We start from the raw sequence: 23,144 nt of genomic DNA, 5'->3' as shown, positions 1-23,144 counted from the left end.
GGCCTGAGCCGAGCCGGTCAGCCGTGGGACCCGGCCGTCGCCTGCACGTGCCGGACCTACGGAGCGCAGCCCCGGCATCAGGCAACCCCGTTGGCGAGGTCGGTCCGGAGCGGCATTCTGATCACGGCCGCTGTTCACCGTTTGAGCAGATCATGTGGTGACGGAGGAAGGTCCGGCCGACGTGAGTCCGGATGCTCGCACGGGTGCCGCGTGGCGGCCGGGTGACCTCCGCGCCGGTCGACGCGATCGTCACGCCGTGAGGCGCTCGCTGACCTCCCACAGGCGGGCTGCCGACTCCGGGTCCACAGCGCCCGGCAGCACGCCGGGCGTCTGCTCGCTCTCGTACCAGGCGGCCTCGGTCGAGGGTGTCACCAGGGGGCTGATGTCGCAGTTCTCGCAGTAGACCCCGCCCAGGCCGCCCAGCTGCGGGCTGGTAGCGCACCAGACGCTGGTGGCCGCCCCCTGCTGCACCGTCTTCCACTGACGCTCGGGATCGATGACGGGCCTGCCGTCCTCGTCGACCGTGCCCGACGCCCGGATGATCTCCGGGGCGACGTACTTGACCAGCCCGGTGTCGATGATGATCCCGGGGTGCAGGGAGAAGGCATGTACGCCCTGTGCCGACCCGCGCCGGTCCAGCTCGACGGCGAACAGCGCGTTGGCCGTCTTCGACTGGCCGTAGGCGACGAACGGTTCGTAGGGGCGGTGCTCGAAGTGCAGGTCGTCGAAGTCGACGCCGCCGAAGCGGATGCCCCGCGAGGACACGGACACGACCCGCGCGCCGTCCGCCGCGACGAGCGCCGGCCACAGTCGCCGGACCAGCTGGAAGTGCCCCAGGTGGTTGGTCGCGAACTGCACCTCGTACCCGCGCGCGTCCCGGGTGAGCGGAGTCGCCATGATCCCGGCGCTGTTGACCAGGATGTGCAGCGGCCGTCCGGAGGCCAGGAACTTCTTCGCGAAGGCGTCGATCGACGCCGGATCCAGCAGGTCCAGGTACTCGATCTCGGCCCCGGGCACGTCCCTCAGCGCGGCCCGCCCCCGCTCCGGGTCACGCGCCGGTACGACGATCTCGGCGCCGGCGGAGCGCAGCACCCGGGCCGTCTCCAGACCGATGCCGGAGTAGCCGCCGGTGACGATCGCGACCCTGCCGGTCAGGTCGATGCCTTTGATCACCTCCTCGGCGGTGGACGCGGCGCCGAAGCCGGAGCGGACGGGGTGCTGTGCGGTGGTCATGTCTGGCCTCTCCTCGAAATGAGCCGGCCAGGCCACCGTACGGTCGCGGTTGCGTACGGTGAATGCTTGAGAATGCGCATTACTTGCGTGATAGTTCGAGCATGACAGCGGATCCGCTCTCCGACGCCCTCGCCGTCGCCGACGCCCGCAGTGTGTTCTCCGGTGGTTTCAGGGCCGGAGGCGGCTGGGCGATCCGGCTTGAGGGGCGCGACAAGCTGAAGGTCAACGCCGTGGTGCGCGGCCGGTGCCTGATGGTGCCGCCGGACGGCGGTGAGCCCTTGCCGCTGGTGGAGGGCGACATCGTGGTCTCCGACGGCCGACGGCCGTACGTGCTGTGCAGTGGGCCCGGCATCGAGCCGGTCAGCTCCGACCAGGTCGCGATGGATCCCGGCACCCGCATGGGGCGGCTCGGTGAGGGTGAGGACGTCGCCTGCGTCTCCGGGCACATCGACCTCAGCCGGGACAGCGGCGAGCTGCTGCGCCGGGCGCTGCCGGAGCTGATCCACGTGCGGGCCGGCGCGGCCGAGGCGCCCGTGTTGCGCTGGCTGGTCGGGCAGTTGATGGGGGAGATGAGGACGCGCGGGGCGGGTGCCGAGTTCGCCTCGGCCCAGCTGGCCCAGCTGTTGTTCCTGCAGGTGCTGCGGGTCTGCCTCGCCGAGGCCGAAGGGCTGCCCCCGGGCTGGCTGCGCGCCCTGGCCGACGAGCGGCTCGCCCCGGCCCTGCGCCTGATGCACGCCGACCCGGGACACCCCTGGCGGCTGGAGGAGCTGGCCCGCGCTGCCGCGATGTCCCGCACCACCTTCGCCGTACGGTTCAGGGAGGCGGCCGGGGTGCCGCCGCTGGCGTATCTGCTGAACTGGCGCATGAGCCTCGCGGCCCGCGCCCTGCGCCAGGACACGGCCCCCGTCGCCGCCCTCGCCCGCTCTGTCGGCTACACCTCCGAGAGCGCCTTCAGCAACGCCTTCAAACGGTCCATGGGCGTCGCGCCCCGGCGCTACCGGGACGCCGCCAGAGCCTAGGCCGCTCCAGCGCCCGCTCTGCCGGAGGGGGCGAGCACCCTCCCGAGCCGGGGGGTGAAGCGAGGAGGCGCTGATCTGAGGAGCGTTGTCCTCCGGTTTTCGCGGATCTCCTCGTCCTTGATGACGGTCGTGTCCGCTCGGAGGGCGAATGGCGATGGTCCGATGCCCGTTCCACGCCTGATCCGGGTTCATGGTCATCTCCAGCTGGTCACGCTAATGCGAACCGGGACGGAGGGAGATCCGCCCGGCAACGGCTGTCCGCGCAGCGACCTGCACCCCCGAGCCCGTCGGCGCCGGCCACCGGGAACGGCCGGTCCACGCGCATCCGCCACCATGGCCGGAACGGCGGGTCCGGCAGCCCCGCGAGCACCGTCGGACGCAGCAGTCCGGGCCTGCCGGAGCGCAGCCGGATCCCACCCGCGCGGCCGCGCGCCACGCCGGTCGCCTCCGCCGAGGCGCCGTCAGCACCGTGGCCGGCTGCCCTGGCGTGCGGTCCGCGTCCTGAGCGCTCCGAGGCACCGGCCTTGTCTCGCCCGTGCGCCGTCAGCGGGCGGCACAGCTGAATGCCCTGCTGCGGGCCTGCGGCGCACCGGGGCGGACAGGGACGTCGGGCGGACCGATATGTGGCGCAAGGATCTCGCCACGGTGCATCGAGGGTAGCTGTCATGGGCATGTATTCGGGCGTTTGGTCCCTCCCCCACGAGGAGTGAACGCGTGATGAGCGCCACCCCCACGGCACCCATCCCCACCCCTACGGCCCCCGGCGGACTGCCGCTGATCGGACACGGACTCCGCCTGGTCCGCGACCCGCTGCCGTTCATCACCTCGCTGCGCGAACACGGCAGTGTGGTGCGCATTCGCATCGGCCCCACACCGGCCTACGTGGTCACGGACCCCGCACTGGCCCGCCGTGTCCTGGTGACCGACGCCGCCCACTTCCCCAAGGGCGGCAAGTACTACGACGCGCTGCGGGTCTTCCTCGGTGACGGAGTCGCGACCGTCGCCGACGGCGACACCCATCTGCGCAACCGCCGCCTGATGCAGCCCATGTTCAGCAAGGCGCATATCGCCGAGCGTGGCAACGCCATGATCGATCAGGTGCGGACGATGGTCGGTGCCTGGCCCGCGGCCGAGCCGCGCGACATGTTCGCCGGCATGAACGAGATCACCCTGGCCACGTTCCTCGTCGCCGTGTTCGGCGCGGGCCTGCCCGCACACCTGGAGGGCGAGTTCACCGCCCTCATGCCCGAGATCATGAAAGGAACGATTCGGCAGGTCATTCTGCCGCCCTGGGTCACGCGGCTTCCGCTGCCCGCCAACCGCGCGCACGCCGGCCGTGTCGCCCGCCTGCGCGCCCTCATCGACCAGGCCATCGACCATCACATCGACGCCACCGCACCGGGATCCGCTTCGGCGGACGGTGCGTCCGGCGCCGAGGCCTGCCCGCATGCGGCCGAGGCGCGCCGGCAGCACAAGGGTCTGTTCGAGACCCTGCTCGGTGTCGAAGACCGACTCGGCCGCCGGCAACTCCAGGACGAGGCCATCACCCTCCTGGCCGGCGCGATCGAGACCACCGGCACCACACTCGCCTGGGCGCTGTACGAGATCGCCGGCAATCCCGCCGTCGAACGACGTCTTCGCGAGGAACTGGCCTCGGCGTGCCAGGGCCGGCCGCTGCGCTACGACGACCTCGACCGACTTCCGTACAGCCGACGGGTTCTGCAGGAGGCCATCAGAAAATACGGGGTGTCCTGGATGGTGACGCGGACCGCCGCCCGCGACACCGTCCTCGGCGGACACCTCATACCCGAGGGCGCCGACGTCGTGTGGAGTCCCTATCTGCACCAGCACGACTCCTCCCATTTCCCCGACCCGGACACCTTCGACCCGGACCGTTGGGAGGCGGACCGCGTCGCGACCACCCGAGGGTCCTTTCTCGCCTTCGGCGACGGCCGCCGCAAGTGCATCGGAGAGAACTTCGCGTGGGTCGAGCTCCAGATCATCCTCGCGACCGTCCTCCAGGTCTGGCCCCGGTTCGAGATGACCTCCCGTCCACCGCGTGCCCAGGCCGTGATCACAGTCAAACCCGACGCCTTGGCCATGGCGTTCCATGCGGACTCGGCCGACTGACGGGCCGGCCGAGCAGCCCGCATGCACGGGGCGACCCTCCGCTTTCCGACGCCGGGCCACGTCCATGGAGCGGTACCGGCGTCTCTGGCGCCGCCGCCATGGTTGCGGCCCGCCGTCCCTGGCGCGGCGAGGGGCGAGACGCTGGTGGTGTTGGAGCGTGCTGCGGCTCGCGGACGGTGGTGCGCTGCGGTGGAGCGCGCATGTGGCTTTCTGGAACGGCTCTGGCGCATCCGTTGCGCCACAGAGACGGGCGTCACTTCGGTGCCTGGAAGCCGCCGATCCGCTGTTCGAGCAGGTCGGCCAGGAGCAGTGTGGTGCGGTCCTCGAACATCGGGCCGATGAGCTGCACTCCCACCGGCAGGCCCTCGGAGGACCGGCCCGCGGGTATCGCGGTGGCGGGCAGGCCGGGCATGGTGGCCAGACCGGCCCAGACGAGCTGGTCCAGGTACGGGTACTCGACGCCGTCGATGTCGATCCGGCGTGCCAGCAGGTCGGGGTCGTGGTCGTGCGGGAACGCGGGAGTCGGCGTGATCGGGCACACCACGGCGTCGAACTCGGCGAAGAGCTGCCGCCAGCCGTGACGGTGGAGCTCGCGACGGTCGTTCGCCCGGGTCCGGTCGCGGTGGCTGAACACCATCCCGCGCAGCCGCGCCGCGCCGAGACTCCGGTCGTCCGCGCTCAGTCCGGCCGCGCGGGTCCGCAGCTGCTCGTACGCGTCGGCGGGAAAACGCGCGACGGAGGCCGAGAACAGCAACTGCGTGTAGAGCGTCGCGGCTTCGGCCAGGTCGGGCAGCAGCGGGCTGTGCCGTTCGACGTGGGCGCCGCCGTCGACAAGTGCGTCGGCCACCCGGTTCACGCCGGCCCGCACGGCGGACCCGGTCGGAATGAACGGATGCTCGTCGAGGACCAGGACCCGGAAGTCGCCCAGCCGCTGGTGGCGTGCGGGCGGCAGGGCCAGGTCGTGCGCCACGCCGAGCGTCAGCGGGTCCGGCCCGGCCATGACGTCGAGCAGGAGCGCGAGGTCGCGGGCGGTGCGCGCCATCGGGCCGACGACGGCGAGGTCGAGGTCGACCGGCAATGCCGGCGTGGCCGGCGGGACCATACCGCGGTTCGCCACCAGCCCGAGTGTCGGCTTGTGCGCGTAGACACCGCAGAAATGCGCGGGGGTACGCAGCGAGCCGCCGATGTCGGAGCCGATGGACAACGCGCCGAAGCCGGCCGCCAGGGCCGCCGCCGATCCGCCGGAGGACCCGCCCGGCGTACGACCGTGATCCCACGGGTTGTTGGTGGTGCCGTAGATCTCGTTGAAGCTCTGCAGATCTTGCAGACCCAATGGCACATTGGACTTGCCGAGCACCACCGCGCCGGCGGCTTCGAGCCGCGACACCTGTACCGCGTCCTCGGCCGGTACGAAGTCCCGGTACTGCGGCATGCCCCAGGTCGTCGGCATCCCGGCCACGTTGTAGGACTCCTTGACCGTCACCGGAACACCCAGAAGCGGCCGATCCCCGCCCCGGCCGAGTTCCCGGTCGGCGTGGAGCGCAGCCGCCCGGGCCCGATCGAAGTCGGGCACGCAGATCGCGTTGATCACTCCCTCGTCCCGCTCGATCCCGGCGATCGCCGCCTCGGTCAGTTCCACCGAGGACACCTCACCAGCGCGCAAAGCGGCCGCCAGCTCTCCGGCCGGCCGAAGATTCCCATCCATGAGTCCGAAGCTAACGGACCGTCACAGAGGCCATGAAATCCCGCCTCCCGCAACGGAAAAGTCCGCGAACACCCGCCTGGCGGGGGTCACGGCGTAGTGTCCGTCCACTTCCAGCGCCGCGATGGCACCACAGCCGCCGCTGCCGCCGAGTCGGCGAAAGCCGATGCGGGGTGCCTCGGGAAGCGCGGTCCGCCGTGCCTGCCGTGGCCGGCGGTGGCCGGCCCCGCGTCCGTCAGCCGGCCGAGGCGGCGCCCGATGGCAGAGGTCCGGGTGGCCGCGGCTCCCCTCCGCGCTACATCCCCGAGGCACCGCCGGCGGTGAGACCCGGAGCCAGTGCCGGGAGCCAGAAGACGGCGACGGCCAGGGCGATCGAGGCGATGCCCACGCCGCGGGCCACCAGGCGGCCGGCCGGGGCCAGTTTCTCAGCCGTGATCACGGCGGTCAGTGCCGCCATGGCCCACAGGTTCATCACGCCGAACGCCGCCAGCAGCACCATCAGCGACCAGCAGCAGCCCAGGCAGAAGGCTCCGTGATGGGCTCCGGCCCGCAGATCGCGTGAGGGTCTCGGGTACGAGGCGTAGCGCAGCATCATTCCGACCGGCGAGCGGCACTTCGCCAGGCAGCGGTCCTTGAGGGGCGTGAGCTGGTAGACGCCGTTGACCGCGAACACGGCCGCGGCCACCGCGGTCGCCGCCGTGGCGGGGAGGCCCGCCGCCCGTCCCAGGCCGGCGGCCAGCCCGTACGCGGGCAGCCCGGCCGCGGCCCAGACGAGCAGGTAGGCCATCGTGAAAACGACCATGCGCGGTGTCCGGTGCGCGGTGATGGTGCGTGCGTACAGCGCGGCTACGGGCGCCGTGGCGGGCAGCATCATCGCGGCCGTCATCAGCGTCCACACCACCAGGAAGGCGGGCAGCCCCAAACCCATGGTGCCCGGCATCGCCGGCATGCCGTCCCGGCGTGTCACCAGCCAGAGCCAGGCGGCGGCCGCGGCGACCAGCAGCAGCCCGGCGGGACCCGCCCCACCGCGGACGGTGACCGGCCGACCGGTCACGCGGACCACGTGAAGGGCGCCGAGTGTCCGTTGCCGCCGGAGAAGTCCCAGGACCGGCCGTACACGCCGTCGCCCGTCGCCCGGGTGGAGCGGGCGATGGTCAGCGTGCTGCTCACCGGGTGGAACATGCCGGTCAGGCCCATGACCGGACCGTCCGCGCCGAACTGCGGGGCAACCCGGTCCTCGATCTCGATGTCGATGGCGTCGCCCACCCGTGCGGCGTGGCGGCGGCCGTCGTCGCGGTAGTCGATGGGGACGCGCTCCACGCCCAGGACCTCGCCGATGAGCGGAGTGAGCGCGGCCATCGGCCCACCGGCCTGGCCGGAGAAGACCCTGCCCAGCGCCTCCGCCTGGCCGTCGTCGGCCGAGGCGTCGAGATACAGCGCCACCTGCCAGCCGCCCTCGGCCATCACCCGAGGCGCGTCGATGAAGACGGCGACGCTGCGGTCGGAGACGTCCACGCCGTCCACGTCCCCGCGCTCCACGTGGAACGCGAAGGTCACCTGACAGCGCTCGTGGTCGGCCGGGTCGGTGAGGCCCGAGGTGGTGCAGGGGCACACCACGTCACAGTTGCAGCTCTCCAGATAGGTGCCGTTCAGACTCCAGGGCACGGCTCTTCGCCTCCCTCTTCCACGTCCCCCTCGGTCAGGGGAAGGCATCGGGAGGCTCCGTTCCGTCCCGGTGCCACTCCTGTCCAGGCTATTCCCGGCGACCCCGGTCGCGCAGATCCGCTGCCGGCGACGGCCCGGCCTCCCGCACCGGACAAGATCACGTCCCCTCGACACATGATCATCACGATTCCACCGCAAGGGCGTTCTTTCTGTCGCTCAATGCTCCCTTTTGTTCGCGGGTGTCGTCCGAACTTGTCATGGACTGGTCTTCACGGAATCGCCAATGGCTGACAAGATGCGCCTCCGGTTGGCTGATCTTGAACGGTTGTCAGGAGCTGGGAATGTACGGGGTGTTCGGCAGGCGCGTTCGGGTGCCTGTGGTGGGGATGTCCGGGCTGGTCGCGCTGTGCCTGGCGGCGCAGTCGGTACTGGTGGTGGGTTTCGCGCGGCCCGCCGCCGCAGCCGCCGGCCAGGCGCCCGCGGCGGCGAGCACCAAAGGCGCGGGCCCCGCTCAGGCCCCGGACGCGAAGTCCGCGCGGCTGACCGCCCAGCTCCTCGGGCGGCGCGTCGAGATCCTGTCGGAGCGGACGGCGGACGCCTCGGTCTACGCCAACCCGGACGGCACCACCACCGCCGAGTCGTACGCCGGTCCGGTCCGGGTCAAGCAGGCGGACGGCACCTGGCGCACGGTCGACACCGACCTCACCGACGTCGGCCCCGATCTGGAACCGCAGGTCTCCCCGGCGGCCGTATCCGTCTCGGACGGCGGGGACAAGGCCCTGGTCTCGGTCACCCGGGGCAGCAAGGTCTTCGGTCTGGACTGGCCCGAGAAGCTGCCGGCCCCCACCGTGGACGGGGACACCGCCTCCTACGACGTGGGCGACGACGCCACCCTCACCGTCAAGGCGCTCGCCCAGGGCTTCGAGCAGTCGGTCGTCCTGGACAAGGCACCCACCCAGCCTGTCGTCTACCGAATACCCCTGCACACCGACGGCCTGACGCTCTCCCGGGCCGACTCCGGGCATCTGCTGCTCAAGGACGCCGACGGCAAGCTGGTCGCCGAGGCCCCCGCGCCGATGATGTGGGACTCCAGCGAGGACAAGGCCTCGGGGGAGTCGGCACACCGGGCGCGGGTCGACACGAGGGTGGAGACCGCCGACGACGGTTCGCAGACCCTCGTCCTCACCCCCGACCCGGACTTCCTCGCCGACGGTGACCTCACCTACCCGGTGACCGTCGACCCGACCTCCACCCTGGCGGTGACCACCGACACCTGGCTGCAGACCCCGGACTACCCGGACTCCCAGGTCTCCTCCACGGAACTGAAGTCGGGCACCTACGACGCCGGCTCGGACAAGGCCCGCTCGTACCTGAAGTTCGACGTGTCGAAGTTCGCGGGCAAGCACATCACGGACACCAACCTCGCGCTGTACTCGTACTACTCGTCGACCTGCTCGACCTCCGGATCCGGCACCACCGTCCGCCGGATCACCTCCTCCTGGTCGTCGACGTCGGTCACCTGGGCGACCCGTCCCTCCTCCACCGGAACCGGCGCCGTCGTCAACACCGGCGCGCACGGCTACTCCTCGTCCTGCCCGGCGGCCTGGTCCAACTGGGACATCGACGCCATCGTGCAGGCCTGGGCCGACGGCGCCGACAACTACGGCCTGATGGTCTACGGCACCGACGAGACCGACTCGACGACCTGGCGCCGCTTCCGCTCCGCGAACTACTCCAACAGCGCCTACGCGCCGAAGCTCACGGTCACCTACAACACCAAGCCCGGCACCCCCACCCCGGTCGCCCCCACCGGAGGCACCGCCACCTCCGACACCACCCCCACCCTGCAGGCCAAGGCCACCGACGCGGACGCCAACACCGTCCGGCTGACCTTCGAGGTCTGGGACAGCACCGGCACCACCCGCAAGGCCGTCGGCACCTCCGCGTACGTCTCCTCGGGCTCCACCGCGTCCTGGACGCCGTCAGCGCTCGCGGACGGCACGTACAAGTGGCGGGTCCAGGCCTACGACGGTACGGACTCCGGCAGCTGGTCCGGCTGGAACACCCTGACCGTCGACAGCAACGGACCCACCACCCCGACCGTCACCAGCACCAGCCATCCCTCCTCGTCGTCCTGGTACACCACCGGCGACTTCGCGGGCACCCTGGCCGCCTCCGCCCCGAGCGGGGTCGCCGGGTACGCGGTCAAGACGGACCAGTCGCCGACCACCGCGGCCGGCACCACCGTCACCCAGACCGGCACCTCGGTCACCGCGGCCGGCAAGACCGACGGCACCTGGTACGTGCACGCGGCGGCCAAGGGCAACACCGGACTGTGGTCGGCGACCAGACACTTCGCGTTCAACGTCGACACGACCGCCCCCGGCGCGCCCACCGGAGTCACCTCCAGCACCCACCCGCTCACCACCAGCGCCTACAACTCCCGCACGGCCTCCTTCTCCTGGACCGCCCCCGCGGACCTGTCCGGCGCCGCCGGCTACGCCATCAAGGTGGACACCGCCTCCGGGACGCTCCCGGCGACCACCGACAACTACCAGACCGGCACCTCGTACACGACCTCCGTGAGCGCCGACGGCACCTACTACGTGCACGTCCGGGCCAAGGACAAGGCGGGCAACTGGTCGGCGGGCGCGGCCCAGATGAAGTTCACCGTGGACACCACCCTGCCCGCGGTGCCCACCGTCGGCTCCGACACCCACCCGGACCAGTCCGCCGCCTACCCGTCGGGCGACTTCCACGCCACCTGGTCCGCGCCGACCGGCGGCGCCACCGCCTACAGCCTGCTGGTGGACGGCAGCGCCACCACCGTGCCGGACACCACGGCCGACACCACCGGCACCGAGTACCGCGTCACCAAGGGCGACGGCACCTGGTACCTGCACATCCGGGCCCAGGACAGCGCCGGCAACTGGGGCGCCACCGCCCACTTCCGCTTCGTCGTCGACTCGACCGCCCCGGCCGCTCCCGAGATCTCCTCCGACGACTACCCCGCCGGTGCCTGGGCCGGTGCCGCCGGCACCCCGGGCCTGTTCACCGTCACCCCGCCGGCGAGTGACGCGGTGGCCCTGCGCTACCGCGTCGACTCCGGTGACCCGGTCACCGTCGGCACGGACGGCGACCCGGTCGAGATCCAGGTCATCCCGGCCGCCGAGGGCAGCCACACGATGACCGCCTGGACGCTCGACCTGGCCGGCAACCTGTCCCCGGCCATGGTGCAGACGTTCCATGTCGGCACCGCCGAGATCACCTCGCCCGGCAGCGGCGACCGCCCGGCCAGCAGCGTCGAACTCGCCGCCTCCGGACCCGCCGACCTCACCGGAGTCACCTTCGCCTACCGGGTCGGCGAGTCCGACGTCTGGACCCCCGTCCCGGCCTCCGACACGGTCAAGGCGTCCGACGGGTCCGCGGTCGGCTGGCCGGTCGCCATGACCGACGGCGCCTCGCCGCGCCTGGTCTGGAAGGTCACCGACACCCTCGCCGCCGACGGGCCGATCCAGATCACCGCCCTCTTCGACGGGGCCGACTCACCTCCCGCGGCCGACCCGGTCGACGTCGTCGTCGACCGCGAAGCGGGCGCCGCCGCCACCACCGAGGTCGGCCCCGGCGACGTCAACCTGCTGACCGGCGACTTCCAGGTGGACGCCACCGACGTCTCCGCCTACGACGTCACCCTCAGCCGTACCGCCTCCTCCCGCACCCCCGACAACGGCAGCGAGTCCGACGGACTGGTCTCCCCGTTCGGCCCGCAGTGGACGGTCTCCGGCGTCGCCGAACTGACCTCCGCCGACTACGCCATGGTCCGCACCCCCTCGGCGACCGCCGCCCAGGCCGTCCTCGGCGACGGCACGGTCATCGGCTTCACCCTCGCCAAGGACGGCACCTGGACGCCCGAACCAGGAGCCGAGTCCATGACCCTTGCCTCCGACAAGGCCAAGGGCGTCTTCACCCTCACCGACAGCGACGGCGGCTCGACCACGTTCACCAAGTCGGCCGACGACTCGGTGTACCTCGTGCACGCCAGCACCCCCGCACCCGGCGACGCCACCACCTACGTCTACGACACCGTGGGCAGCGGCGGCTCCGCGCGCCGGCGTCTGGTCCGGATCGTCTCCCCGTCGGCCACCGCCACCACCCCGGCGACCACCTGCGCCACGAACCCCGGCAGCGCCCCGGCGGCAGGCTGCGTGACCGTCGACTTCGGCTACGACACGACGACCACGGCCGGCTCCGGCTCCCTCGGCACCTACAGCGGCCGCCTCCACTCGGTGACGGCCTGGTCGCCCACGCCCTCCTCCGACACCCCTGCCGCCCGGGTGCTCGCCACCTACCGCTACGACGACCGGGGCCGGCTGCGCGAGGCCGCCGTCGCGCAGAGCTCCTCGACGGCCTCCACGACGGCCTACGCCTACGACGACGCCGGCCGCGTCACCACCCTCACCCCGCCCGGCGAACTCCCCTGGACCCTCACCTACGGCAGCGCCGGGGACAGCGCCACGGCCGGACCCGGCATGCTGCTCAGCGCCTCCCGGCCCACCGTGACCGCGGGTTCCCAGAGCGACATCGGCGGCGTGGCCACCACCTCCGTGGTCTACGCCGTGCCCACCAGCGGCAGCGCCGCGCCCTACGCCCTCGGCGCCGCCGACGTCGCCTCCTGGGGCCAGGCGGTGGTGCCCACCGACGCCACCGCCGTCTTCCCGCCCGATCAGACCCCGTCCGGCCACACCGGCGAGGGACATCTGGCCGCCGGCGACTACGGCAAGGCCACCGTCCACTACCTCGACGCCTCCGGCCGGGAGACCGACACCGCCGAGCCCGGCGGCGACATCGCCGGCACCGACTACGACGCCCACGGCAACCCCGTGCGCACCCTGACCGCCGCCAACCGGCGGCTCGCGCTCGGCGGCGACGCCGTCCAGGACCGCCTGGACGAACTGGGCCTGTCCGCGCTGACCACCGCCCAGCGGGCCGACCTGCTGTCGGACACCACCGTCTACGACAAGGACGGCGTCGATCAGCTGGAGACACTCGGCCCGCTGCACCCGGTGACGCTCACCGGGAGCGTCCCGGCCTCCGGCGGCATGCCTGCCCTCGACGCGGGCACCGTCGTCGCCGCCCGCACCCACACCGTCAACCGCTACGACGAGGGGCGGCCCACCGGCGGCACGGCCGTGGTGAAGAACCTCCTCACCTCCCGCACCACCGGCGTCCGCATCCCCGGCTATCTCGCCGACGCCGACACGGCCACCGACAGCACCACCTACGACTGGACCCGCGGCAGCCAGCCCGCGACCACCACGGACACCCTCGGCAGGACCACCTCGTACACCTACGACGGCTCCGGACGCCTCACCCGCACCGGCTTCCCGGACGGCACCGAGACCTCGACGGCCTACAACGACCTCGGCCTGCCGAAGAGCAGCACCGACCAGCTCGGGCACACCACCACCTACGCCTACAACCAGGCCGGCGACAAGATCTCGGAGACCAGCCCGGGCGGCCGGACCACCACCTACACCTACGACAGCGCGCACAACGAGCTGACCGAGACCTCCCCGGCCGGCAACGTCGCGGGCGCCGACCCGGCGAAGCACACGACCACGTTCACCTACGACGCGGCCAACCGTGAGCTGACCCGCACGGACCCGCTGGGCAACACCGCGTCCAGCGTCTACGACGACACCGGGCGGCTGCTGAGCAGCACCGACGAGTCCGGCGGCGTCACCTCGTACACCTACGACAGCAGCGGCCGGACGCTCACCGAGACCGACCCGATGGGCCGGGTGACCTCGCACACCTACGACGCGGCGGGCAACGAGACCGCCACCGTCGAGCCCGGCGGCGCCACCACCACCCGCACCTTCGGCCCCGACCACGACGTCCTGACCATGACGACTCCGGCCGGCAACGTCTCCGGCGCCGACGCCGAGACCAAGCGCGTCAACACGGTCCTGTACTCCTACGACGAGGCCGGACTGCAGGTCCGCCAGCGCCAGGTGGACCCCGAGGACACCAGCCAGTACCTCGACACCGTCACCGCCTACGACGGCCACGACCGCAGCGTCGCCGTCACCGACCCGCTCGGCCACACCTCGACCACCGCGTACGACGCCCTCGACCACGTGCTCAAGCAGACCGACGCCAGTGGCGCGGCGACCGGTTACACCTATGACGCGCTGGGCCGGGTCACCCGGCAGAGTTCCACGGTCACCACGACCAACACCTACGACGGCGTGGGCCGGCTCATCCGCACCGTCACGGGCGGCGGTTCGACCACCACGTACACCTACGACGAGGACGGCCGACGCGTCTCCATGGTCGACCCGCGCTCCAAGACCACCACGTACTCCTACGACGCCGACGGCAACCGGACGAAGGTGACCGACCCGCTGGGCCGGTCGACGACCTCGGACTACGACGCCCTCGGCCGCCTCACCACGAGCACCGACCCGGCGGGCGGCAGCACCGCCTACGCGTACACCCCGGCCGGCAAGGTCGCCAAGGTCACCGACCCCGACGGCGCGGTGACCACGTACACCTACGACAAGTCCGGCGCCCTCCTCACCACCAAGAACCCCAAGGGCCGTACCCAGACCTACGCCTACGACACCGCCGGCCGGCTCAGGACCGCCACCACCCCGGCGGGCCGGGCCACCTCCTACACCTATGACATCAGCGGCCGGCTCACCGAGAAGGCGCTGCCCGGCGGGACCGTCGACTACGGCTACGACACCCTGGGCCGCACCACCTCCGTCACCCACAGCGACAGCAGCGACGACGTGGCCTACGTCTACGACGGCGCGGACCGGCCCGTGGTCACCGTCCAGACGTCCGCCGACTCCACGGTCACCTCGACGGCCACGCAGTACGACGCGGCGGGCCGCGTCACCTCGGTGAACCGTGCCGGTGCCGCCTTCACCTACGCTCGCGACACCCAGGGCCGGATCACCGAACGCGACCTGCCCGACGGCCGCAGCCAGAGCTACGTCTACGGCGACGACAACCTGCTCTCCAGCACCACCCTCACCGCCACTTCCGGCACCACCGCGAAGGTCGACTACACCTACGACGCCGCCGGCAACACCCTCACCACCAGCCGCCAGAACGGCCCGACGACCACCCGCGCCTACGACGCGGCCGGCGAACTCACCTCGCTCACCCACACCCAGAGCGGCTCCACCCTCACCAAGTACGACATCACCTGGAACGACGCCGGCAGCCCGGCCACCCTCACCACCACCCGCAGCTCGACGGCCACCACCACCCTCTACAGCTACGACAACGCCGGACAGCTCACCAAGGAGTGCCGGCCCGCCTCCGGCAGCACCTGCACCTCGTCCGCGCCGGCCACCGCCTACACCTACGACGACGACGGCAACCGCACCGCCATGACCAAGAACGGCGTGGCGACGACGTACGCCTACGACACCGACGACCGGCTCACCACCGAGTCCGCCAACGGCACCGACACCGCCTACACCTACGACGCGAACGGCAGCCTCGCCTCCGAGACCACCGGGACGAGCAGGCGGACGTACACCTACGGACTCGACGGCAACCTCCAGTCGGTGACGCTCGCCGACGGCCGTACCGTCTCCTACGGCTACGACGACAGCGGAGACCGGGTCAGCCGCACCGTCGCCGGCACCACCGACGCGACCTGGACCTGGGACACCGTGGACCAGCTCGCCACCCGCGTCGCCGAGAACGACGGCAGCGGCGGCGCCGTCCACCAGTGGTGGTCCGACCCGGGCAACTCCCTGGGCACCGCCGTCGCCGACACCGGCGCCACCACCGGCACCTTCACCTGGCTGCTGGACGACCCGGACGGCACCATCGAGGACACCGCCACCTCGACGGCGGTCACCGGCACCGCGACCTTCGACGCCTTCGGCGAGCAGCTCGGCACCAGCGGCAGCTACGCGACCGGCAACCCGCTGCGCTTCCAGGGCCAGTACCTCGACAGCGTCACCGGCCTGTACGACATGCGCGCCCGCGACTACGACAGCGGCACCGGCCGCTTCACCGCCGTGGACCCGCTGCCGTCCGCGGAGGGCACCGACTACAGCGACCCCTACGACTTCGCCCTCAACCGCCCCACCGTCCTCAGCGACCCCACCGGCGAGTACCCCGGCTGCGGCACCTGCAAGGACACCGAGGACCGCAAGTACAAGAAGGAGAGGCCGACCTCGCACGATCAGGTCATCTTCAACCGCATGGCCAACGTCTCCCGGGGACTCGCCTACCACGGCTGGGACAACGCCTATGCTCTTCTCGACCACTGGCTCGACAACAAGGGAACCACCTTCCACCTGCACCCCTCCAGCATGCTCAAGGAGATCCCCCGTTTCCGGCACGACGTACGCGCCTACCTCAACGGCAGGAAGCGCGGGGTGTTCGACTCGGGCTGGCGGAAGACCCACGCCGACTACAGCGGCAAGTGGAAGACCCTGGACTGGTACTACGCCCTCAACCACTTCCAGTGGCGGGCGGACGGCTCACTGCAGACCAAGTACGGGTTCACCTACAACCTGAGGGTCAGGAAGCGCTACGACTGGGGAGTCCCGAGCGAGCACCGGGCGAACCTGAAGATCACCATCCCCGGAGTACTCAGCTACAACATCGCCCAGCCGGAGATCGCCCACCTGCACACCGTGGGACTCGCCCGGGACTACGACGTCCGGGGAACGTCCAAGATGAGGAAGAAGCCGTGATGCCGCACACCGCGCGCGAGGAGCGCGTCCCGCGGGGATCCGCCGTCCCGCTGCTGCTCGTGCTCTGCGGTGTGCTGCTGCTGGCCGCCGTCGCGGTGGTGGCCTGGCCGGTGGTGTCCGCCACTCCCCAGCCCCCCGCGGCCTCCTCCGGGACCACGGCGGAGAAGCAGGGCGTCCCCGGCGCCGCACTGCAGAAGACCTTCCGGCTCACGGTGCCGGCCGGTGCCCGGGACGCCTCCTACCTGGTGGTCCCGGGCGACGGCAGCGCGGACAGCGGCCAGGACATCTATCTGCGCTTCCGCACCACCGACGACGGCCTGAAGGAGTTCGTGACCTCCCTGGGCAGGACCACCGGGGACCTGACGACCGGGAACGCGAGCCTGGACCAGGACGACATCGACTCCGTCGGACTGCCCTGGAAGATCGGTACCGAGGGACACCTCACCGGCCTCTACGCGGACATCCCCGAGCAGGGAGGCACCACCGGAACCGCCCTGCTGACCGTCGACGAGACCGACTCCTCCGCGCCGCTGGTCTACGCCCATGTGACCGTCTAGCCGCCGCGCCAGGTGCGGCCCTCGAAGTGGTCCAGGCTCAGGCCGTGCTCGAGTCCTCGCTAGTCGTGTTCGGTGCGCGGTCGAACCTTCGCCCACCGCACCGGGCCGGCGGTCGGGGGCAGCACTACTGGGTCGTCGCGAGCGCTTCCGCCGGGGTCGGGCGGGCCGCTCGGAGGGACGGGCAGACGTCGGCCGGCATGCCGATCAGGACGGCGCCGGCCAGCCCGGCCGTCACCGAGGTGGGAGGGATGACCGGGGGCCAGTGCTGGTCTGCGCTGCCGCCAGGCGGGCGGACAGGTCCTGATCGAGGTCGCCGACACCGACACCGGCACCGGGATCGCCGCCGGCGACCTGACCCGTGTCTTCGACCGCTTCTGGCGCGCCGACAGGTCCCGCGGCCGCCGGACCGGCGGCAGGTCCGTGGGCCTGGACTTCGCCGTCGTGGAGGAGTGCGCCGAGTCGGACGAGTGCGGGCAGTTCGCCGAGGCGTTCGGAACAACCGCGCCCTCACCGGGGGCTGTGGAACCGGTAGCCGAAACCCCGGACGGTCTGGATGTAGCGCGGGTGCCGTGGGGGTTCGCCCAGCTTGGTCCGGAGTCGTCTGACACAGGCGTCCACCAGCCGGACGTCGCCGTGGTTGTCGCGTTCCCAGACGGCCTCCAGCAGCTGCTGACGACTGAACACCCGGCCGGGGGAGGCGGACAGCGACAGCAGCAGCCGTAACTCGGACGGGGCCAGCGGGACCGCGTCGTCCCCGCGGGTGACGCTGAGTCCGGCCCGGTCGATGCGGAGCTCGCCGTACGTCTCGGCGGCCGGGGCGCCGCCGTCGGGGGAGGGCCCGGCGCGCAGGCGGCGCAGTACGGCGCGGATCCTGGCCTCCAGCACCCGGGCCCGGACGGGGCCGACCACGTAGTCGTCCGCCCCGGTTTCGAGTCCGACCACGATGTCCACGTCGTCGCCCACGGCCGTCACCATGATGATCGGCACCTGGCTGTCCGCGCGGATCCGCCGGCACACCTCCAGCCCCGTCGTCCCGGGCAGCATCAGGTCCAGCACCACGACGTCCGGCCGGAACGACCGCAGCAGGCCCAGCACCTCCTCCCCGGTGCCGGCGGTCGCGACGTCGTGCCCCTGGCGGCGCAGGGCCGGCCGCACGCCTTCGCCGACGCCGGGGTCGTCTTCGATGAGGAGGACACGAGGCATGCGCTCAGTATCGGCGGCGATCACCGGGCGGTCGGGGCACTGTTACACGACGATCACATAGCCGAGGCTGTTGCGGTTCGGTCATATTCCGAGCCGGGTTCCGATCACATTGCCGGGTCAGCCTGAACGCTCATGACCACATCTCCGAGGCTTCGCCTCAGATCAACCCGGTCCGCCACCGGAGCCCTGACCCTGGGCGTCCTGCTGACCGCCACGGCCACGCTGGCTGCTCCGGCACTCGCCGCCCAGGAAGCCCTGCCGGGCACGGCGGCCGCGCGGACGACGTCCGCCACCCGGACCGTCACGCTGGTGACAGGCGATCAGGTCATGGTCACCACCACCGGGTCCGGGCAGCGCGTCCTCGCCGTGCGCCCGGCCTCGCACGCCAAGGGCAGCGGTGGGTTCCTGTCCTTCCAGGACGCTTCGGGTGACCGCTATGTGATCCCGTCCCTGGCCCAGCCCTACCTCGGCAGGCAGCTGGACCTCTCCCTGTTCGACGTGACCGCGCTGGCCGCGGGCGCGTCGGCGGCCGACCGCGTCCCGGTGACCGTGTCCTTCGCCCGGGGCGCGAAGCCGAGCACCCCCACCGGGCTGACCCTGACCTCCACCAGCGGCTCGTCCGCGCGCGGTGCCTCCGCCCGCGGGTACACCACGGCCGCGTCCGGCCGGAAGCTGGCGCGGCTGCTGAAGCAGCGGATAGCGGCCGACGTACGGGCCGGTCACCGGCCGGGCAGCACCCCGTTGTTCGCGGGCGTGACCTCCGTCGGCCGGACCGGCGCGACCACCGCGAGAACACCGGCCGCGAACGGCGTGAGCACACCGGCCGTGAACGGCGTGGCGGGCAAGTACAAGCTGAACATCCTCCAGATCACGGCGGAGGACCGGTCCGGTGCCGGGGTCAACGGGGCCGTCCTCCTGACCGACACGGACGACGCGGCGATGATGACCGCGGTCCTCCCGGTGGACGACGGCATCGAGAAGGTGGCCGTCCCGACCGGCCACTACAGCCTGGCCGCGCCCGTGGTGGACTTCGACGCCTCCGGCGATGTCACCGCGCAGTCCCTGGTCACCCTGACCGACCTCGACGTGACCGGCGCGACCACCACGGACCTGGACGCCCGTACGGCCACCGCGCAGGTCGCGGCCGCCACGCCCCGCCCGGCCACCGCGGACTACGCTGCCGCCACCTGGGGGCGCACCGACGCCGCCGACGGCTCGATCGACACGGCCCCCACCGCCTCGGCGGTCTCCACCGACGCCACCCCCGTCTACGTCAACCCCCAGCCGGCCGCCACGACCGGCAAGGTCGCCTACTTCACCCAGTGGTCGGGCCACGGCCCCGGCACCGCCGACCCCTACCGCTACGACCTCACGGGGCGCCTCTCCGACCAGGTGGCGGCCGACCAGCGGATCACGGTCACCGGTAAGCAGCTCGCCACCGTCCGGGAACGGTACGTCCGCGACCCGGCGGCCTCCCCGGACGGCGTCATCACCAGCGGTGAACTCGGCGCCGGACTCCCGGCCGCCTTCTCCGCGGCCGTCACGCAGACCATGCCGGCCCGGGTGACCGACTACCTGAGCGGCAACAACGGCGGCGTCTGGATCCAGCAGTCCTTCCCCGGCACGAGCCTCGCCTTCAACTCCGGCGACCGCACCTTCGCCGCCGGCCGCACCTACACGCAGGACTGGGCCCGCGGCCCGATCGGCCTGGGGCTGGGCCAGTACACGACGGGCCCGTTCGGCGGCTCGGACTGCTCGGCCTGCGTGGCGGACGGCAACCTGCTGGCCTTCCTCGCCATGACCGACAGCGAACCCGACCACTCGGGCGGCCCCAGCGTCTACAGCGAGCAGTCGTACGGCTTCAGGGCCCAGCTCTACCGGGACGGAACACTGGTGGACGACAGGCCCGGCAACACGGCGGTCTACGTCGACGGCCAGACGGCGCCCGACGCCCGCTACCGCATGGTCGCCGACCAGGACTTCAGCGGTGACACCACCCTCAGCCAGTCCACCACCGCCCACACCGAGCTGACCTTCGGCCTGCCCTCGGCGGGCGACACCGACTCCCTGCTGCCGGACCGGTTCACCTGCGAGGGGCAGTCGCCGGCCACGCCCTGCCAGGTCCTGCCGATGCTCACCGCGCGCTTCCGGCCGGCCACGGACGATCTGAACACCAGTCACCGGACCACGCAGAGCATGGGCCTGGACATCGCCCACGTGACCTTCGGCGGAGCCGGTTCCCGGGCCGCGATCACCTCCGCAGCGGTGCAGGTCTCCTTCGACGGCGGCCAGACCTGGCAGAACTCGGTCCTGCACGGTTCGAAGGGCCACTACCGGGCCCGCTGGACCAACCCGGACTCCGCGCGCGGCACCAGCCCGGCCATCCGCGTCACCGCCACCGACGCCGACGGCAACGGCCTCACCGAGACCATCACGCACGCCTACACCGTCGCGGCCACCACCTCATGACGACAGCCGGACCCGGTCAGGAGACCCACGAGAACCAGGAGAACGATCCCCGGATGACCGCTCGCCCGATACGCACCGCCCGCCTGACACGCAGAGCGCGGGCCGCCGTGACCGCCCTGCTCGTCGCCCTCGCGATCCCCGCGGCCGGCACCGCCCGGGCGGCCGGTACCGCCACGGCACAGCCGCACGTCCAGCGCGCCTGCGCCACCGTCCCCGCCGGGCAGGCCCGATGCCTCGCCCTGGTCCGCACCGACGTCCAGGGCGGCCTGGGAGTACGCGGACCGGCCGTCAGGAACCGCGCCAGGGCCACCGCGGCCGACACCGCGCTGCCGGAGGGCTACGGCCCGGCGGACCTGCGCGCGGCCTACAACCTGCCGTCCACCGGCGGCGCGGACCAGACCATCGCCCTGGTCGACGCCTACGACGACCCGACCGCCGAGGCCGACCTGGCCGTCTACCGCGCGACCTACGGACTGCCCCCGTGCACCACGGACAACGGCTGCTTCCGCAAGGTCAACCAGCGAGGCGAGACCGCCCCGCTGCCGCAGTCCGGTGCCGCCAGCGGCTGGGCCACCGAAACGGCGCTCGACCTGGAGATGGCCTCGGCCGCCTGCCCCCAGTGCCGCATCCTGCTGGTCGAGGCCGACGAACCCTACCTGGCGGACCTGGCCGCCGGGGTGGACACCGCGGTCGCCCTGGGCGCCACCGAGGTGTCCAACAGCTACGGCGGCACCGAATCGCACGGCACCACCGCCTTCGCCAAGGACTACAGCCACCCCGGTGTCGCGGTGGTCGCCTCCTCGGGCGACTCCGGCTACACCGTCCCGAGCTTCCCGGCGGCGTACTCCAGTGTCGTCGCGGTCGGCGGTACCTCGCTCACCCGTGCCGACAACGCCCGCGGCTGGCAGGAGACGGCCTGGTCCGGGTCGGGCAGCGGCTGCTCGGCCTGGGTCGACAAGCCGGCCTGGCAGCAGGACACCGACTGCCCCGGCCGCACGCTCGCGGACGTCTCCGTCGTCGCCGACCCCGACACCGGACCCGCCGTCTACGTCACCTCCGTGCCCCGGGGCAGCGGCGGCTGGACGGTCGTCGGCGGCACCAGCGCCTCGGCGCCGTACGTGGCCGGAGTGATCGCGCTCGCCGGTGACCCCGCCGCCCTCCCCGACGCGTCCCGGCTCTACTCCGCCCCGGCGGCAGGCCTCAACGACGTGGTCGACGGCTCGAACGGCAGCTGCGACGGCGACTACCTCTGCACCGCGGTGCCGGGTTACGACGCCCCCACCGGCAACGGCACCCCGAACGGACTGTCGGCGTTCTGACCGACTGCGGGTCCGGCGGTGGCCGGGTCCGGCGGAGCTTGACAAAGCGGGACGCTGTTCCGGATAGTAATCGGGACGGCGTTCCGTTTCGCTTCGTCGCGGCCGGACGCAGAAGGGAACCGTTCCTCATGAGCGCAACCACCGACATCGCCACCGACATCGCCGCCGGCTTCGGCCCGACCGCCCCCGTCCTGTCGTACGGCCCGGTGACCCTGTCCGTGCCCGGACGGCCCGTGGACCTCCAGCTCCGCGTCTCCGCGCCCGCGACCGGGACCGGCCTGCCCGTCGTCCTGCTCTCCCACGGTCACGGCGGCTCCAACAACCTCTCCTCGCTGAACGGTTACGCACCCCTCGCCAACCTCTGGGCGGCCGCCGGATTCGTCGTCGTCCAGCCCACCCACCTCAGCTCCCGGACCCTGGCCCGGCGTCTCGCCGACGCCCCGGGAGGCCCCTACTTCTGGCGCTCGCGCGCCGAGGACATGAGCCACATCGTCGACCGGCTCGACGAGATCGAGAACACCGTGCCGCAGCTCGCCGGGCGCCTCGACCACGAGAAGATCGCGGTCGCCGGGCACTCCCTCGGCGGCCACACCGCGAGCCTCCTGCTGGGCGCCCGGATCGCCGACCCTGACACCGGGACGGCGGTGGACCTGCGTGAACCCCGGATCAAGGCGGGCGTGCTGCTGGCCGCACCCGGCAGGGGCGGCGAGGCTCTCAACGGACGGATGGCCGAGAAGGTGCCGTTCTTCCGCACCACCGACTTCTCCACGATGGCCGCGCCCACCCTGGTCGTCGCCGGCGACAAGGACGACCCCTCGCACTTCACCGACATCGGCCCCGACTGGCACGCCGACCCCTACCACCTCGCTCCCACCCCCAAGACCCTGCTCACCCTGTTCGACGCCGAGCACCTGCTCGGCGGCATATCGGGATACGACGCCGACGAAACCACCGACGAGAACCCCGACCGCGTCACCGCCCTCGGTCAGCTCACCGCGGCCTACCTGCGCACTCAGCTCCAGTCCGACCCGTATGCCTGGCAGACGGCGTGCGAGGCGCTGACGACGGGGGCGGCCGCGGCGGGACGGGTCGAGTGCAAGTAGACCCGCGGACGA

General features: G+C 72.1%; 12 protein-coding genes and 1 pseudogene. 8 read left to right on the top strand and 5 right to left on the bottom strand.

From position 1 onward, the window contains the following. Positions 1-249 precede the first annotated feature (249 nt). On the bottom strand, positions 250-1,233 hold the full coding sequence (locus OHB00_RS16870; RefSeq protein WP_406435725.1) for an oxidoreductase: 984 nt from the start codon (positions 1,231-1,233) through the stop codon (positions 250-252). A gap of 101 nt (positions 1,234-1,334) precedes the next feature. On the opposite strand from OHB00_RS16870, the gene OHB00_RS16865 reads away from it, so the two are divergent. Both OHB00_RS16865 and OHB00_RS16860 read left to right on the top strand, forming a co-directional pair. Then, a complete protein-coding gene (locus OHB00_RS16865; protein WP_406435724.1) occupies positions 1,335-2,252 on the top strand; it encodes an AraC family transcriptional regulator in 918 nt (305 codons plus the stop codon). A 717-nt stretch (positions 2,253-2,969) separates the two neighbouring features. Further along, complete coding sequence (locus OHB00_RS16860; RefSeq protein ID WP_406435723.1) at positions 2,970-4,382, top strand: cytochrome P450; 1,413 nt, start codon at positions 2,970-2,972, stop codon at positions 4,380-4,382. A gap of 253 nt (positions 4,383-4,635) precedes the next feature. Here the strand turns inward: OHB00_RS16860 and OHB00_RS16855 are convergent, their stop codons facing one another. The 3 genes from OHB00_RS16855 to OHB00_RS16845 all read right to left on the bottom strand — a co-directional run bounded on the left by OHB00_RS16855 (position 4,636) and on the right by OHB00_RS16845 (position 7,749). Continuing rightward, positions 4,636-6,087, bottom strand: coding sequence for an amidase (locus OHB00_RS16855; protein ID WP_406435722.1), 1,452 nt, complete (start codon positions 6,085-6,087; stop codon positions 4,636-4,638). A gap of 292 nt (positions 6,088-6,379) precedes the next feature. Next, positions 6,380-7,138: a DUF2182 domain-containing protein gene (locus OHB00_RS16850; RefSeq protein WP_406435721.1), complete on the bottom strand. Its 759-nt coding sequence runs from the start codon at positions 7,136-7,138 to the stop codon at positions 6,380-6,382. Then, entirely contained in the window at positions 7,135-7,749 is a 615-nt protein-coding gene (locus tag OHB00_RS16845) for a DUF1326 domain-containing protein (protein ID WP_406435720.1), read from the bottom strand. The genes OHB00_RS16850 and OHB00_RS16845 overlap by 4 nt, the downstream gene beginning before the upstream one ends. A gap of 341 nt (positions 7,750-8,090) precedes the next feature. On the opposite strand from OHB00_RS16845, the gene OHB00_RS16840 reads away from it, so the two are divergent. From OHB00_RS16840 to OHB00_RS16830, 3 genes and pseudogenes are all read left to right on the top strand, one after another. Continuing rightward, the gene (locus OHB00_RS16840; RefSeq protein ID WP_406435719.1) at positions 8,091-16,481 is read left to right on the top strand and encodes a DNRLRE domain-containing protein; all 8,391 of its coding nucleotides are present in this window, start codon (positions 8,091-8,093) and stop codon (positions 16,479-16,481) included. Further along, entirely contained in the window at positions 16,481-17,038 is a 558-nt protein-coding gene (locus OHB00_RS16835; RefSeq protein WP_406435718.1) for a hypothetical protein, read from the top strand. Before OHB00_RS16840 ends, OHB00_RS16835 begins: the two co-directional genes overlap by 1 nt. Before the next feature lie 270 nt (positions 17,039-17,308). Continuing rightward, a pseudogene (locus OHB00_RS16830) lies at positions 17,309-17,485 on the top strand (ATP-binding protein); the annotation flags it as partial. A gap of 60 nt (positions 17,486-17,545) precedes the next feature. Here the strand turns inward: OHB00_RS16830 and OHB00_RS16825 are convergent. Next, entirely contained in the window at positions 17,546-18,241 is a 696-nt protein-coding gene (locus OHB00_RS16825; protein WP_406435717.1) for a response regulator, read from the bottom strand. A 132-nt stretch (positions 18,242-18,373) separates the two neighbouring features. On the opposite strand from OHB00_RS16825, the gene OHB00_RS16820 reads away from it, so the two are divergent. The 3 genes from OHB00_RS16820 to OHB00_RS16810 all read left to right on the top strand — a co-directional run bounded on the left by OHB00_RS16820 (position 18,374) and on the right by OHB00_RS16810 (position 23,132). After that, a complete protein-coding gene (locus OHB00_RS16820; protein WP_406435716.1) occupies positions 18,374-20,710 on the top strand; it encodes a hypothetical protein in 2,337 nt (778 codons plus the stop codon). Positions 20,711-20,763: 53 nt separating this feature from the next. After that, on the top strand, positions 20,764-22,029 hold the full coding sequence (locus OHB00_RS16815) for a S8 family serine peptidase (RefSeq protein WP_406435715.1): 1,266 nt from the start codon (positions 20,764-20,766) through the stop codon (positions 22,027-22,029). A 128-nt stretch (positions 22,030-22,157) separates the two neighbouring features. Continuing rightward, a complete protein-coding gene (locus tag OHB00_RS16810; RefSeq protein WP_406435714.1) occupies positions 22,158-23,132 on the top strand; it encodes an alpha/beta hydrolase family protein in 975 nt (324 codons plus the stop codon). Positions 23,133-23,144 lie beyond the last annotated feature (12 nt).

This window comes from Streptomyces sp. NBC_00631 (assembly GCF_045206895.1).
Classification (GTDB): domain Bacteria; phylum Actinomycetota; class Actinomycetes; order Streptomycetales; family Streptomycetaceae; genus Streptomyces.
Note: the sequence above shows the minus strand (reverse complement) of the source record. Positions and strands in the feature narration are given on the sequence as shown.

What these genes read in the sequence shown, in the direction of transcription:
- OHB00_RS16870 (WP_406435725.1), bottom strand. Translation starts at nt 1,233, where the DNA reads ATGACCACCGCACAGCACCCCGTCCGCTCCGGCTTCGGCGCCGCGTCC.
- OHB00_RS16865 (WP_406435724.1), top strand. Translation starts at nt 1,335, where the DNA reads ATGACAGCGGATCCGCTCTCCGACGCCCTCGCCGTCGCCGACGCCCGC.
- OHB00_RS16860 (WP_406435723.1), top strand. Translation starts at nt 2,970, where the DNA reads ATGAGCGCCACCCCCACGGCACCCATCCCCACCCCTACGGCCCCCGGC.
- OHB00_RS16855 (WP_406435722.1), bottom strand. Translation starts at nt 6,087, where the DNA reads ATGGATGGGAATCTTCGGCCGGCCGGAGAGCTGGCGGCCGCTTTGCGC.
- OHB00_RS16840 (WP_406435719.1), top strand. Translation starts at nt 8,091, where the DNA reads ATGTACGGGGTGTTCGGCAGGCGCGTTCGGGTGCCTGTGGTGGGGATG.
- OHB00_RS16835 (WP_406435718.1), top strand. Translation starts at nt 16,481, where the DNA reads ATGCCGCACACCGCGCGCGAGGAGCGCGTCCCGCGGGGATCCGCCGTC.
- OHB00_RS16825 (WP_406435717.1), bottom strand. Translation starts at nt 18,241, where the DNA reads ATGCCTCGTGTCCTCCTCATCGAAGACGACCCCGGCGTCGGCGAAGGC.
- OHB00_RS16820 (WP_406435716.1), top strand. Translation starts at nt 18,374, where the DNA reads ATGACCACATCTCCGAGGCTTCGCCTCAGATCAACCCGGTCCGCCACC.
- OHB00_RS16815 (WP_406435715.1), top strand. Translation starts at nt 20,764, where the DNA reads ATGACCGCTCGCCCGATACGCACCGCCCGCCTGACACGCAGAGCGCGG.
- OHB00_RS16810 (WP_406435714.1), top strand. Translation starts at nt 22,158, where the DNA reads ATGAGCGCAACCACCGACATCGCCACCGACATCGCCGCCGGCTTCGGC.